Below are 14,338 nucleotides of genomic sequence, written 5' to 3' on the forward strand. Positions count from 1 at the left end.
CGAGGCTCTCGGACACGGGGAACCCCGCTCCCCTGCACGGCTGCGAGCCCCCGCTGTCCAGCACCCGACACGGCCACGGGGCCGCGTCCGGTGCACAGCCGTTCAAGAAGCGATGTGCGGAAGGAACTACCCCGCCCGGCCGCGATTCATGCACACTGCACGCAATCGACTACGGAGTGCACCGATCACAACGCCGAACGCCCGGCCGGGAGTTGATCCACGGACGGGCGTTCATCGGGTCAATTCGGGCTAATCCGTGCCAAGTTGCTTACGGACCCACTCCTTGAGCTTCTTGCCCCGGCGCGGCTTCGCGTCACAACCCCCGAACATCGCAACGCCCTTGACCCGCACGACCGGAGCGTACGGGTCCGCCGCGGTCTGCTCGCGGACGTCGAAGCCGCCGAAGATGCCGACCCCGGAACCGAGCAGGCTGACGTTCTCCGGCACCCGGATCTCCACCCCGCCGAAGATCGCCGTCACCGTGATCTCCACCTCCGGGGACTCGAAGACCGCGTCGGACAGGTCGATCTCCACCCCGCCGAACGCGGCGAAGGCGGTCAGCTGCGAGCCCACCCGCCAGCGGCCCTTGCGGGAGGCGCCGCCGAACACCGCCACCACCGACGGGGACTCGTGCCGCGCGGGCGGCAACGGCCGGGCGCCCGACGGACCCTGCGCGGGGGCGTCCAGCGGCGGCTTGTCGAAGGACACCGACCGGTGCGCCGGCAGGTCCCTGGTCAGCGGGACCAGATCACCGAAGGTCTTGGCGGCGTACGCGGCCTCGATCCGCTCGGCGTGCTCGTCCGCGTCCAACCGCCCCTCGGCGTAGGCGTCCCGGAGCAGCTCCGCGATCCGCTCGCGGTCGGCGTCCGAGACCCGCATCTCCGCCTGCGCCACCGGGGCGTGCGCGGGCTGCGGCGTGGCCACGGGCTTCGGCTGGGGCATCGGTTCGGGCTTGGTCAGGGGTACGGGCGCCGGCACCGGCGGCTGCCCCGGATCGTCCTGCGACGGCGAGTTGTCCGGCGTGTTGTTCACGGCCCAAGCCTAGTCGGTCGTACTGCTGCCCGAGTGAGCCCCGTCACGCAAGGGCGACCTGTCCGCATGCGTCCCGCGGCCGGGTCCTACCCTGGATGGTGCTTCGCCGACGCAGCCGCACCAACTGGACACCTAAGGACCGCCCCGATGGCTCCCACGCCAGACTTCGAGTACAGCGACCTGCTCCCCCTGGGCGCTGACCCGACCCCGTACCGCAAGCTCACCTCCGAGGGCGTCTCCACCTTCGAGGCCGGCGGCCGCACCTTCCTCCAGGTGGAGCCCGAGGCCCTGCGGCTGCTCACCGCCGAGGCGATGCACGACATCTCGCACTACCTGCGCCCCGCCCACCTCGCCCAGCTGCGCCGCATCCTGGACGACCCGGAGGCCAGCCCGAACGACCGCTTCGTCGCGCTCGACCTGCTGAAGAACGTCAACATCTCGGCCGGCGGCGTCCTCCCGATGTGCCAGGACACCGGCACCGCGATCGTCATGGGCAAGCGCGGCCAGAACGTGCTCACCCCCGGCGCCGACGAGTCCGCCATCGCGCGCGGCGTGTACGACGCGTACACCAAGCTCAACCTGCGCTACTCCCAGATGGCCCCGGTGACCATGTGGGACGAGAAGAACACCGGCAACAACCTGCCGGCCCAGATCGAGCTGTACGCCACCGACGGCGACGCGTACAAGTTCCTCTTCATGGCCAAGGGCGGCGGCTCCGCCAACAAGTCGTACCTGTACCAGGAGACCAAGGCCATCCTGAACGAGGCCAGCATGCTCTCGTTCCTGGAGCAGAAGATCCGCTCGCTCGGCACCGCGGCCTGCCCGCCGTACCACCTGGCCATCGTGATCGGCGGCACCAGCGCCGAGTTCGCGCTCAAGACCGCCAAGTACGCCTCCGCGCACTACCTGGACAACCTGCCGACCGAGGGCAACGCCAAGACCGGCCACGGCTTCCGCGACCTGGAGCTGGAGGCCAAGGTCACCGAGCTGACCCAGAAGATCGGCATCGGCGCCCAGTTCGGCGGCAAGTACTTCTGCCACGACGTGCGGGTGGTCCGACTGCCCCGCCACGGCGCCTCGCTGCCGGTCGCGATGGCCGTCTCCTGCTCGGCCGACCGCCAGGCGCTCGGCAAGATCACCGCCGAGGGCGTGTTCCTGGAGCAGCTGGAGACCGACCCGGCGAAGTACCTGCCGGACACCACCGACGAGCACCTGGACGACGACGTGGTGCGCGTCGACCTCAACCAGCCGATGTCCGCGATCCGCGCCGAGCTGTCGAAGTACCCGGTCAAGACCCGGCTCTCGCTGACCGGCACCCTGGTCGTCGCCCGCGACATCGCCCACGCCAAGATCAAGGAGCGCCTGGACGCCGGCGAGGGCATGCCCAAGTACCTCCAGGACCACCCGGTCTACTACGCGGGCCCGGCCAAGACCCCCGAGGGCTACGCCTCCGGCTCCTTCGGCCCCACCACGGCCGGCCGGATGGACTCCTACGTCGACCAGTTCCAGGCGGCCGGCGGCTCCCTGGTGATGCTCGCCAAGGGCAACCGCAGCAAGCAGGTCACCGACGCCTGCGCCGCGCACGGCGGCTTCTACCTCGGCTCCATCGGCGGCCCGGCCGCCCGCCTCGCCCAGGACTGCATCAAGAAGGTCGAGGTGCTGGAGTACGCCGAGCTCGGCATGGAGGCCGTCTGGCGCATCGAGGTCGAGGACTTCCCGGCCTTCATCGTCGTCGACGACAAGGGCAACGACTTCTTCCGCGAGACCACCGAGGGCCCGCTGATCACCAACCTGCGGATCCGCTCCAAGGAGTAGCCGCCCACTGGGGCGGCCGTCAGTTCGCACGCCCTGCACGCCCCCGAACCGCCCCGCACGCCCCTGCGTCCGGGGCGGTTCCACGTTCCGGGCGGAACCGCATGTGGGTACCGTGGACGATGTAGGTGGCCCATCCACATGACCCACGGAGGTGCACCGATGAGCATGACCAACGTCGACGTCGACGACACGATCCTCGCCGAGGCCATGCGGCTGATGGGGACGACGACGAAGAAGGACACGATCAACAACGCCCTCGCCGACTACGTCAACCGTCTGCAACGGATCGAGGCCATGGAGAAGCTGGCCCGCCGGGCCGAGGCGGGCCAGTTCGAGCCGACCCTGCGGGTGCACGAGGCGCGCAAGCGGGCGCAGCGAGAGGAAGCGGAATGATCGGGGGCTTCCTGATCGACACCTCGGCCTACGTCCGTCTGGTGTCGGACCGGGACCTCCGGTCGCAGTGGTGGAGGCACATCGAGTCCGGCCTGATCAGGATCAGCAAGTCGACCCGGACCGAAATCCTCTTCTCCGCCCGGAACTCGGCGGACCGGGACGAGCTGGAGGACGAACTCGCGGCGCTGTTCGGCGCGGCCGTCAGTGCCCCGAAGTCGATCTGGGACTGGATCGACACCACCCAGTACAAGCTGACCCAGAAGGGCCAGCACCGGGCGGCCGGACTCGCGGACCTGTTGCTGGCCGGAACCGCCGTCCACCACGACATGACCGTGCTGCACCTGGACGACGACTTCGCCACGGTCGCCCGAGTGGTCGGCGAGTTGCGCGAGCAGGACATCCGCCGATCCGCCGCCGACTGACGGAGGTGCCGCCGGTCAGGCGTCGAAGTCGTACTCCAGGACGTAGGAGGCGGCGTCCAGGATCATCTCGTTGAGCTCGACGACCTGGCCCTCGTCGGCGAAGGCGGTGCGGCAGATCAGGATGACCGGGGTGCCGGCGGAGAGTTCGAGGCGGGTGGCCTCGTCGGCGGCGGGCATCCGGGAGCGGACCTCCTCGCGGAAGTGCACCGGCTTGGCGCCGATCTCGGCCAGTCGGGCGTAGGTGCCGCCCGGGCCGGTGTCCTCGCGGGTGATCGCGGTGCCGGCGACCAGGACGGCCGGCAGGTAGGAAGTGGAGAGCAGCACCGGCTTGCCGTCCAGGACGAAGCGGCGGTGCCGCACGCACATCGGGACGCCCGGCTCCACCCCGAGCACCCGGGCCACGTGCTCGGGGGCGCCCCGCTCGGTGACCGACACCTGGTCGACCACCAGACTGCGGTTGTCGATGTCCGCGGACCATATCGACCGGCCGGAGCCCCACTGACCCTGCGCCAGCCGCTGGATGCCGCGCCGGCGCAGCGGCCGGAAGTCCCGGACGAACACCCCGGCGCCCCTGCGGGCCTCCGCGATGCCCTCGCTCTGCAGCACGCCGAGCGCCTGACGGGCGGTCATCCGGGCCACGCCGTACTCGTCCATCAGGTCGTTCTCGCCGGGCAGCCGGTCGCCCGCGCGGTAGCGGCCGGTGTCGATGGCCGCCTTCAGGGACTCGGCGATCCGCTGGTACTTGGGCTGTTTGTCGCCACCGCTGCCGCTCATCGCCGCTCCCTCTCCCTCGGATGAATCGTAGGCGCGCCCGCGGTCGCTGATAAGGAGATACGACCGTTGACATCTCTAGAGATATTAGCTTCTCTAGAGATGTCTGCCAGTCGCTGACCGAGCGAAGGAGCAGTGCGGTGAGCACCCGACAGCGCAACGCCCCGGCCTACCGGCCGCACGTGGGTGAACTCGTCCTCGACCGGAGGACCGGACGCACCGGCATCTACATGGACACCATCGGCGGCGAGTACTACCTGCGCCCCGAGCACGGCGGTCTGGAATGGGCCGCCGAACCGCACGACGTCTCCCCGGCCCCCCAGCCCCGCGATTCGGCTGAATGCGATCAGCCTCGGTAATTGCGGATGAATCCACGCAAACCATGGCATTCGGAACCCGGTAATCCCCCCGGTGAATCCGGAATTCCGGAACGCCCCGGGCGAGCCGCCGGGCACGTTACGGATGACGACGGTCACCTTGCGTGCACCGGGGACGGGAATCGGCCACCCGATGGACCGGCACACGAATTGGCACGCACATCACCGACAACAACGCCCCCGCACCCGGACGGGATGCGGGGGCAGTGGACCGGAACGGCCTACGGGTGGCCGCCAATGATGCTCGCGAAGGCGCCAGCGGCGGTCGCCATGTAGCCGGCGGTCACGATGGCGGTCGACACGGCGACCACAGCAACCCGACGAAGCTTGCTCACAGAACCCCTCCAACTCATCAGGCCCACCCCTCCGGGTGAACACTGGTTCGATGATGCAACATCATCAGGCGCTTTGTTCCAGGACCGACATGTACGTACCCCCGGCACCCGGACGGGGGCGCGGAGGCTCTGGCCGGGGACCGCCTACGGGTGACCGCCGACGGCGCTCTCCGGCTTGAGCGGGCCGCCCGGCACGCCGGCGGGCTCGTTCACGTAGTCGCCCTCGTCGCCGAACGTGCCGTTCTCGAACGCGATCTTGTCGGCGTCGGTCGGCGCGGTGTACCCGGCCGGGTTCGAGGAAGCGGTCACCGCACCCTCGACAGCGCTGCCCGCCTCCACAGCGGCTGCCGGGGCCACGGTCTGCGTCGCGGTCTGCGGCGTCGACGGCACCGGGGTCTCGCTCTGGTCATTGGCCATTGGGCGGCCGCCTTTCGGTCATCAAAGGTGTTCGGCCCGACCTCCGTGGCGCGGGCACGCGGACAGTATCGTAGGGTTGATTAAATGTCCGATAAACATCGTGCGGCTTGCGGTGCCGTCCGGCAGAGTCGGGCGCCCGCCTAAGCTGATCCATCGCGGCGGACCGCCGAGCGCCCAATCACGGAATCGACATCTCAGGCCATCGGGGGACCTCATGGAGTTTCGGGAGACGCCGCAGGAGCATGCGCTGCGCTTCCAAGTCCTCGGCCCGGTGGAGGCCTGGCTCGACGGCAAACCGCTATCGCTCGGATCCCCCCAGCAGCAGGCCGTCCTGACCACCCTCCTGCTGCACTCCGGCCGTCCGGTCACCACCCAGGACCTGGTCGACGCGCTGTGGGGCGATCGGCCCCCGACCCAGGCCGTCGCCGCGCTCCGCACCTACGTCTCCCGCCTGCGCGCGGTCATCGAGCCCCAGCGGGTGGTGCGCCGACCCGCCGAACTGCTGGTCTCCGTCGCCGACGGCTACGCACTGCGCATTCCGGGCGAGGCCCTCGACCTGTCGGTCTTCGAGCGGCTCTCCACCGAGGCCGCGGCCGCCCGCGCCGCAGGTGACAAGCGGGAGACCCACCGTCTGCTGGCCCAGGCGCTGGACCTGTTCAGCGGCCGTCCGCTCACCGGCATCCCCGGCCCGTACGCCGACACCCAGCGGCTGCGGCTGGCCGAACGTCAGGTCGCCGCCGCCGAGGAGCTGTGCGCGGCCGCCCTCGACATCGGCCTGCACGCCGAGATCGTCGTCGAGCTCAACAACCTGACGACCGAGCACCCGCTGCGCGAACGCCTGCGCGAACTGCTGATGTTGGCGCTGTACCGGTGCGGACGGCAGGCCGAGGCCCTCGGCGTCTACACCGACACCCGCAAGCTCCTGATCGAGGAGCTCGGCGTCGAACCGGGCACCGGCCTGTCCAGGATGCACAACCGCATCCTGGCGGGCGACCCGGCGCTCAACCTCCCGGCCGTCCCCGCGCCCGCCGCCCGCGAGGACGGCCCGGCCAGTCCGCCGGCTCCGGCTCAACTCCCGGCCGATGTATCGGACTTCAGCGGGCACTCCGAGCTGGTGGACGACCTCTCGGCGGTCCTGATGAACGTCACCGGCCAGGCAGTGGTGGTGACCTCGTTGGCCGGCATCGGGGGCGTCGGCAAGACGACTCTCGCCGTCCACGTCGCCCACCGGGTCCGCTCCGACTTCCCTGACGGCCAGCTGTACGTCGACCTGCGCGGAGCCGGCGCCTCGCCGGCCGACCCGGCAGTCGTCCTCGGCGATTTCCTGCACGCCCTCGGCGTCACCGAGAACCCCGAGTCGCTCGAACAACGGGCCGCGCTCTACCGCTCGTTGCTCGCCAGCCGGCGGATGCTGATCCTGCTGGACAACGCACGCGACGCCGACCAGATCCGACCGCTGATCCCCGGCGTCTCCGGCTGCGCGGTGCTCGCCACCAGCCGGTCCCGGCTGGCCGGCATTCCGGGTGCCCAGCTGTTCGACGTCGAGGAGCTGACACCGGACGAGGCACTCTCACTGTTCTCGGCCATCGTCGGCGAGCACCGGGTCGCCGCCGAGCCCGAGGCGTCCATGAAGGTCGTCACCGCCTGCGGTCTCCTGCCGCTGGCCGTCCGCATCGCCGCCGCCCGGCTGGCCAGCCGACCGCGCTGGAGCGTCTCCGACCTGGCCAGTCGGTTAGCAGATCAGCGGCGTCGACTGGACGAACTCCAGCTCGGCAACCTCGCCGTGGAGACCACCATCGGGCTCGGCTACGGACAGCTGTCCGTGGACGAGGCCCGCGCCTTTCGACTGCTCGCCCTGATCGACTCGCCCGACATCCCGCTGGCGGCCGCCGCGGCGCTGCTCGGCGTGGCGGAGTACACCGCCGAGGACCTCGCCGAGGCGCTGGTCGAGGCGAACATGCTGGAGTGCTTCGCCCCAGGCCGCTACCGCTACCACGACCTGCTCCGGCTCTACGCCCAGCGAAAGAACGAGCGGATCGGGGACACGGACGAGCAGGAGCGGGCGATCCTGCGGCTGCTCGCCCTGCTGATCCCGACCGTGCGCAACGCGCTCCAGGTCATCGAGCCGGACGAACCGCTGATCGAGCAGCTGACCACGCTCTCCTCGCCGGGAATCGGCTTGCCCACGAGCCACGCGGCACGGGACTGGCTGCGCACCGAGGGCGGCCTTCTGCTCAGCGCCGTCGAGGCCGCCGCGAGCGGCCCCAGCACCCTGCAGCGCGCAGCCGTCGACCTGCTGAACTACCTCGTCAGCATCGATCCGGACCCGACCCGCGGTCCCCGGGCGCTCCGGAGTCTGAAGGCCCTCGGCGAAGAAGCGGAGCGTCGTGACGACTCGGCCGCACTCGCCCGGGTGTACTTCGCCCGCGGCACCTTGCAGTCCGTCATCAGCGACTTCCAGGGAGCCGGGCAGTCCTTCCGCCGGAGCCTCGACCATCAGGTGCCGGACGACTCGGCCGTCCTGCTCGTGGCCACGGCCAACATGCTGGGCGTGATGCTGAACGTCAGCAATCGTCCGGCCGAGGCGCTGGTGTTCCTCGAACAGGCCCGGGCCACCAGCCAAGCCGTCGGCGCACCGGACATCGAGGCGCGGGTGGTCAGCAACATGGCCCGGGTACAGCACCGGCTCGGCATGATCGACACGGCGGTCCAGTCCGCCGGCGAAGGTGTCGCCGCCGCTCGCGCGGCCAAGAACGACCCGCTGCTCGCCCAGACCCTCTACCAACTGGGCGTGGTGCTCCCCGGCCCCGAGGCCGTGCCGCACCTGCGCGAGGCCCATGAGCTCTACCGGTCCCAGCGCAACGCGCTGTGGGAGGGCTACGCCCTCGCGCGGCTGGCCTCCGCCCTGTTCGCCGCCGAGCAGCACACCGAGGCCGCCGAGGCCGCCGGCGAGTCGCTGGCGATCGCCCAGGAGATGGACTTCGCCTTCTGCCAGGGCCTGGCCAACGCCGCCCTCGGTGAGGCGCTGCTCGCCCTGGCGCAGCCGGCCCGTGGCCTGGCCTGCCTCCAGGAGGCGCACGCCATCTTCACGCGGCTCGGTGTGCCGGAGGCCTCCCCCGTAGCGGACCTCATCTCCCGACAGCACACCGAGCCCTTCTCATCTCCCCCCGCGCCTTGAGGCCTCCGCTCCCCCTCGGAGCACCTCCCCCGATCCGCGCGTCGGCGCTCCCGCAGCCCCCCGGCTGCGGGAGCGCCATCAACGCTTCCCCGGCGCTGGGCTCCACTGTGCACCGCGCCGATTGACGTTCGATAAACGTCCGATAGTCAGCCCGCGGACCGGTGAAACCGCAGGTCAGCGCCGCCACCCCGGCGCGCCCTGCGGCGTGCGCGGCCGGACGCACCACCCGGCCCGCACCCCTGTGCTTCCGCGGACCCGGTCCAGATCGGCCCAAGCATGACGAGTTGGCCGGAAAGGCACCCCATGGCGCAGTGATCACGCATATTCTCAGATGCCAGTACGCACACGAGTGTCTGCCGGCAACGTGTCGGGGTGCAGGCCGTCTGTGTGATGCGGGGAGCGTGACGTACCGCCACCGGCAGCGGCCCAGGAGGCTGCGGAGGAGCCGACCGGAGGCCACGGGTGGAAGGGTGTCCCTCAACGTGACGACCGGACAGATATCCGACGCTTTCCCGGTCGGCGAGGACGCCGGCGACGACGGCCCCGACGTGCGACGACGCCGGGCGGCCCGGGCCCTGCAGGCGGTCGCCTTCGACACCATCGGGGCCTGTTACGGCGAGGCGTTCCCGGCCAAGGACGGCCAGTTGGAGTGCGGGCGGCAACTGCTCGCCGAGCTCGAACCCGGGGCCCGGGTGCTGGACGTCGGCTGCGGCACCGGCGAGCCGACCGTCCGCCAGCTGACCGCCGGCGGGCTGCGGGTGACCGGGATAGACCTGTCCGACGGGATGCTCACGCTGGCCCGGCAGGCCGGGTTCGCCGGCCCGCACCCGGCCGAGTTCCACCGCATCGACCTGTACGATCTGGCCACCGAGCGGGCCGGCCGGGTCTGGGGAGCCCCCGGGCTGGGCCCGACGGGCCGGGGCGGGTTCGCCGCGATCACCGCGTTCTTCTCGCTGATCCTGCTGCCGCTGGACGAGATCCCGACCGTGCTGGGGCGGCTGCGCGAACTCCTGCGGCCCGGCGGACTGCTGGTGCTCGGTATGGTCGAGGCGGACCTGGATCACGTTCCGCTTCCGTTCCTTGGCAGAGAGCTGCGGATCAGTGGGTATCTGAGGGAGGATCTGGAGCGGGTTCTGGTCGCGGCCGGTTTCGCCGTCGAGGAGTGCTCGGGGCATCCGTACGCGCCGGCCAGTACCACGCTGCCGCCGGAGGAACAGCTGTTCCTGTGCTGTCGACGCGTCGGCTGACCGACCGCAGGACCGCCGCAGGACCAGCAGGCCCACCGACCAGACCGCCCGACCACCACACCGAATCCAGGACAGGCAGCCGTGCGCGACCAGCTCAAGACCGAGGCGGAGCAGCCGCCCGCCGTCCCGGGCCAGCGCAGCGTGGTCCCGCCCCGGGCGCACGCCCCGGTGAGGCCGCCGACCGCCCGGCCGGCCCCCGCCACCCCGGCGGAGGGGGCGGCGGCGGGAACGGCGACAACCGGAGCACCCGCGACCGGGGTGGCGGACCGCCTGGCCTACCTCGACGCGGCGACCCGGCGGATCAACAGCGCCCTCGACCTGGCCGCGACCCTGCGCAACATCGGCCGGGTGCTGGTCCCGACCCTCGCCGACGCCGCGGTCGTCCACCTGCGCGACCCGCTGCCCAACGTCGAGCGCGAGCCGGGCTTCCCGGAGGAGCTGCGGATCCACCACAGCACCGGCACCCGGATCGGCCGGCGCGGCCGCAAGAGCGGCGCGGACGACCGGCACCGCTCCCGGTTCGGCTCCCGCTCGACCGCGGACACCGGCCCGGCCACCCCGGTCACCCGCGGCGGGCCGCTCGCGCACATCCTGCTGAGCCGCCGCCCGGCCGAGTCGGCCGTCCTCGGCACGCCCGCCGCCGAGCGCACCGAGGCGCTGCTGCGCGAGCTGTACGGCACCCGCGGGCTGGCCCGGCTGGCCGCCGGCACCTCGGTGGTGGCCCTGCCGCTACGCGGCCGCAAGGCCGTCCTCGGCCTGCTGGTGCTGATCCGCCGTCCCCCTGAACGCACCGGCCGCCCGGCCTTCGACGCGGCCGACACCGCGACCGCCGCGCACCTGGCGACCCAGGCCGGACTGGCCGTGGACACCGCGCTGCGGTACGCCCGCGAGTGGGAGATAGCCAACGAACTCCAGCGCAGCATGCTGCCGTTGCGCCTGCCGCAGTCGCACGGCGTCCGGCTCGCCCAGCGCTACCTGCCCGGCGAGCGCGGCGCCCAGGTCGGCGGCGACTGGTACGACGCGGTCCCACTGCCCGGCAACCGGGTCGCCCTGATCGTCGGCGACGTGATGGGCCACTCGCTCACCTCGGCCGCCATCATGGGCCAACTGCGCACCAGCGCCCAGACCTTGGCCGCCCTCGACCTGCCGCCGCACGAGGTGCTCTACCACCTGGACGAACAGGCCCAACGGCTCGGCCGGGAACAGCACCTGGCCACCTGCGTGTACGCGGTGTACGACCCGATCGCCAACCGGGTGGTGCTGGCCAACGCCGGACACGTCCCGCCGGTGCTGGTCCGCCCGGACGGCACGGCCGAGTTGGTGGAGCTGGACTCCGGGGCGCCGATCGGGGTCGGCGGGGTGGACTTCAACTCGGTCGAACTGCCCGCGCCGCCCGGCTCGGCGCTGCTGCTGTTCACCGACGGCCTGGTGGAGACCCGCACCCGCCCGCTCAGCGACGGGCTGGAGGTGCTCCGCGCGCGGATCGAGGCCGCCCGCTGGCAGTCTCCCGAGCAGCTGTGCCAGGAGGCGCTGCGGATCCTGCCGCCCGGGGACCGCGGCGACGACATCGCCCTGCTGGGCGCCTGCTTCGACGGCATCCCGGCCGGGGACGTCGCCCACTGGTACCTGCAGCCGCGCAACGAGACGCCCGGCCGGGCCCGCCGGCTGGCCGCGCACACGCTGCGCCGGTGGGGGCTGGACGAGTTGAGCGAGGCGACCGAGCTGATGGTCAGCGAGCTGGTGACCAACGCCGTCCAGCACGCGACCCGGCCGGTCACCCTGAGCCTGGTGCGCACCGCCCGACTGCGCTGCGAGGTGGGCGACGACAGCCCGCTGCTGCCGCGCCCGCGCCGTACCGGTCCGGAGGACGAACGCGGGCGCGGGCTGCAGATAGTGGCCCGGTGCGCGGACCGCTGGGGCGCCACCCGGCTGGGCACCGGCAAGGTGGTCTGGTTCGAGCAGCGGCTGCCGCAGTAGCTGCGCGCGGCAGCCGCCGCGCGTGGCTACGAGCAGGAGCTACGAGCAGGAGCTTCGAGCAGCGCCCGCCGCAGGGGCGGAGCGGGCCCGGCGGGGTGCGCCGGGCCCGCCGCCGGTCACACCTTCACCGGCTCCTCGGCCCGGTCCCGCTCCAGCCGGGCGATCAGCTGCTCGCCCTCCATGTCGACCTTCGGCACGACCTTCTCCAGCCGCTTCGGGAACCACCAGGCGGCCCGGCCGAACAGCGCCATCGCGGCCGGCACCAGCGCCATCCGCACCACGAAGGCGTCCACCAGCACGCCCACCGCGAGGGCGAAGCCGATCGGTTGGACGATCGGGTCGTGGCCGAGGACGAAGGCGCCGAACACCGAGATCATGATCAGCGCGGCCGCCGTCACCACCCGGGCGCCGCCCTTCACCCCGCCGACGACCGCCTCGCGCGGCGCCTTGCCGTGGACGTACTGCTCCTTCATCCCGGAGACCAGGAACAGCTCGTAGTCCATCGCCAGCCCGAACAGCACACCGATCAGCAGGATCGGCACGAAGCTGACCACCGGGCCGACCTTGGGCACGTCGATCAGGCCGTCCAGCCAGCCCCACTGGTAGACCGCGACCACCGCGCCGAGCGAGGCCAGGATGCTGAGCAGGAAGCCCAGCACCGCCTTGAGCGGCACCAGCACCGAGCGGAAGGCCAGCGCCAGCAGCACCAGGGCGATGCCGACGATCACCGCGACGAACGGCGGCAGGGCCTGGCCGAGCTTGTCGGAGACGTCGATGTTGGCGGCGGCGGTGCCGGTGACGGCGATGCTCGCGCCGGTCGCGGACTCGATCGCGGCGCGCTGGTCGCGGATCTCGCCGACCAGCGCCACGGTGGCCTGGTCGTCCGGGCCGGTCTTCGGGATGACGGGCAGCAGGGCGGTGCCGCTGGCCTGGTCGACCTTCGGCGGCAGCAGGGTCTGCACGCCCTTCAGGCCCTGCAGCCGGCCGGCCGTCTCCTTCACCGCCTGCTCCGGGTGCGGCGCGCCGTGGGCGTCCACGACCACCACCAGCGGCGCGTTGAAACCGGGCCCGAAGCCGTCGCTGACCAGGTCGTACGCCTTGCGGGCGTCCGTCCCGACGGCCTGTGAACCGCCGCCGGGCAGGCCCAGGTCGAGGCTCGCGGCGGGCACCGCCATGGCGCCCAGCCCGGCCAGGCCGACCAGCAGCACGGGCAGCGGGCGGCGGACCACGAAGCGGGCCCAGCGCTCGCCCAGGGTGACCTTGCCGTTGGTGGTCAGCGCCCGCTTCCAGATCGGCAGCCGGTCGATCGCCCGGCCGGTGAAGCCCAGCACCGCGGGCAGCAGGGTGATCGCGACCAGGACGGCCACCACGACGGCGCCGGAGGCGGCCAGGCCCATCACGGTGAGGAACGGGACGCCCGCGACGGCGAGTCCGGCGAGCGCCACCACCACGGTCAGCCCGGCGAAGACGACGGCGCTGCCGGCGGTGGCGGTGGCCCGGGCGGCGGACTCCTCGGGCTCCAGGCCCTCGTCCAGGTGGCGGCGGTAGCGGAACAGGATGAACAGCGCGTAGTCGATGCCGACCGCGAGGCCGACCATCAGCGCCAGCACCGGCGCGGTGGTGATGATCTCGAACGAGCCGGTCAGCGCGAGCAGTCCGGCCATCGCGACGGCCACCCCGACCAGCGCGGTCAGCAGCGGCAGCCCGGCCGCGACCAGGGTGCCGAGGGTGATCACCAGCACCAGCCCGGCCACCACCAGGCCGATCGCCTCGGAGCCGCCCTCGATCTGGGCGAACCGGTTGTAGGCGTCGCCGCCGAAGGCCACGTCCAGCCCGGCCGCGCGGGCCGGTTCGGCGGCGGCCCGGACGGCGTCCCGCTGCTGGTCGGTGACCTCGGCGAGCTTGTGGTCGAAGGAGACCAGCGCGATCGCGACCTTCCCGTCCGGGGAGACCGCGCCGGTGGCGTACGGGTCGGGCGCCGCGGCCACGCCCGGGACGTGGGCGATCCGGGCGACGGCCTCGCCGACCGCCTTGGCCGACGCGGGCGAGGCGATGCCGCCGGGCGCGTCGGCGGCGAAGACCACCTGGGCGGAGCCGTGGCCCTGCTCGGGGAAGGTGCCCTTGATCCGGTCCAGGGTGGCCTGCGCCTCGGTGCCGGGGACCTTGAACTCGTCGCTGGTCTTGCCCGCGAAGGCGCCCGCGGCCCCGCCGATCGCGATCAGCAGCGCGACCCAGACGGCCAGCACGGCGCGCCTTCTCCGGAAGCAGTGGCGGCCCAGTCGGTACAGGTACGTGGCCAAGGTCTGACCCCTCGCGGTGCGGTCGGCGGACAGGCGGATGCCTGAGCGAACCCCTCCCACGGTAGACCTAAGTT

The 14,338-nt window shown here is 72.1% G+C and carries 11 protein-coding genes; 7 read left to right on the forward strand and 4 right to left on the reverse strand.

Annotated features, from left to right (window positions below; genetic code table 11):
- Window positions 1-249 precede the first annotated feature (249 nt).
- Entirely contained in the window at window positions 250-942 is a 693-nt protein-coding gene (locus ACIP4P_RS33255) for a DUF1707 domain-containing protein (protein WP_350515114.1), read from the reverse strand.
- Between the two features lie 237 nt (window positions 943-1,179).
- On the opposite strand from ACIP4P_RS33255, the gene ACIP4P_RS33260 reads away from it, so the two are divergent.
- The 3 genes from ACIP4P_RS33260 to ACIP4P_RS33270 all read left to right on the forward strand — a co-directional run bounded on the left by ACIP4P_RS33260 (window position 1,180) and on the right by ACIP4P_RS33270 (window position 3,662).
- A complete protein-coding gene (locus ACIP4P_RS33260) occupies window positions 1,180-2,847 on the forward strand; it encodes a fumarate hydratase (RefSeq protein ID WP_350515082.1) in 1,668 nt (555 codons plus the stop codon).
- Window positions 2,848-3,006: 159 nt separating this feature from the next.
- A complete protein-coding gene (locus ACIP4P_RS33265) occupies window positions 3,007-3,240 on the forward strand; it encodes a type II toxin-antitoxin system VapB family antitoxin (protein WP_400924853.1) in 234 nt (77 codons plus the stop codon).
- On the forward strand, window positions 3,237-3,662 hold the full coding sequence (locus tag ACIP4P_RS33270) for a PIN domain-containing protein (protein ID WP_400924855.1): 426 nt from the start codon (window positions 3,237-3,239) through the stop codon (window positions 3,660-3,662). Before ACIP4P_RS33265 ends, ACIP4P_RS33270 begins: the two co-directional genes overlap by 4 nt.
- A gap of 15 nt (window positions 3,663-3,677) precedes the next feature.
- Here the strand turns inward: ACIP4P_RS33270 and ACIP4P_RS33275 are convergent, their stop codons facing one another.
- Complete coding sequence (locus ACIP4P_RS33275) at window positions 3,678-4,436, reverse strand: GntR family transcriptional regulator (RefSeq protein WP_350515079.1); 759 nt, start codon at window positions 4,434-4,436, stop codon at window positions 3,678-3,680.
- A gap of 137 nt (window positions 4,437-4,573) precedes the next feature.
- Here ACIP4P_RS33275 and ACIP4P_RS33280 point away from each other — a divergent pair, with 137 nt between their 5' ends.
- Window positions 4,574-4,792, forward strand: a complete 219-nt coding sequence (locus ACIP4P_RS33280) for a hypothetical protein (protein ID WP_400924858.1) — start codon at window positions 4,574-4,576, stop codon at window positions 4,790-4,792.
- A 497-nt stretch (window positions 4,793-5,289) separates the two neighbouring features.
- Here the strand turns inward: ACIP4P_RS33280 and ACIP4P_RS33285 are convergent, their stop codons facing one another.
- A complete protein-coding gene (locus tag ACIP4P_RS33285; protein ID WP_400924860.1) occupies window positions 5,290-5,562 on the reverse strand; it encodes a hypothetical protein in 273 nt (90 codons plus the stop codon).
- A gap of 214 nt (window positions 5,563-5,776) precedes the next feature.
- Between ACIP4P_RS33285 and ACIP4P_RS33290 the strand changes: the two genes are divergently transcribed.
- The 3 genes from ACIP4P_RS33290 to ACIP4P_RS33300 all read left to right on the forward strand — a co-directional run bounded on the left by ACIP4P_RS33290 (window position 5,777) and on the right by ACIP4P_RS33300 (window position 11,964).
- The gene (locus ACIP4P_RS33290) at window positions 5,777-8,740 is read left to right on the forward strand and encodes a BTAD domain-containing putative transcriptional regulator (protein ID WP_400924862.1); all 2,964 of its coding nucleotides are present in this window, start codon (window positions 5,777-5,779) and stop codon (window positions 8,738-8,740) included.
- Window positions 8,741-9,222: 482 nt separating this feature from the next.
- Window positions 9,223-9,987 (forward strand): methyltransferase domain-containing protein, encoded by a 765-nt coding sequence (locus ACIP4P_RS33295; protein WP_400924864.1) that lies wholly within the window; start codon window positions 9,223-9,225, stop codon window positions 9,985-9,987.
- A gap of 81 nt (window positions 9,988-10,068) precedes the next feature.
- Window positions 10,069-11,964: a SpoIIE family protein phosphatase gene (locus tag ACIP4P_RS33300; protein WP_400924866.1), complete on the forward strand. Its 1,896-nt coding sequence runs from the start codon at window positions 10,069-10,071 to the stop codon at window positions 11,962-11,964.
- Between the two features lie 116 nt (window positions 11,965-12,080).
- Here ACIP4P_RS33300 and ACIP4P_RS33305 read toward each other — a convergent pair whose 3' ends face one another.
- A complete protein-coding gene (locus ACIP4P_RS33305; protein ID WP_400924868.1) occupies window positions 12,081-14,264 on the reverse strand; it encodes an MMPL family transporter in 2,184 nt (727 codons plus the stop codon).
- Window positions 14,265-14,338 lie beyond the last annotated feature (74 nt).

It is taken from the genome of Kitasatospora sp. NPDC089509 (genome assembly GCF_044749365.1).
Lineage (GTDB): Bacteria > Actinomycetota > Actinomycetes > Streptomycetales > Streptomycetaceae > Kitasatospora.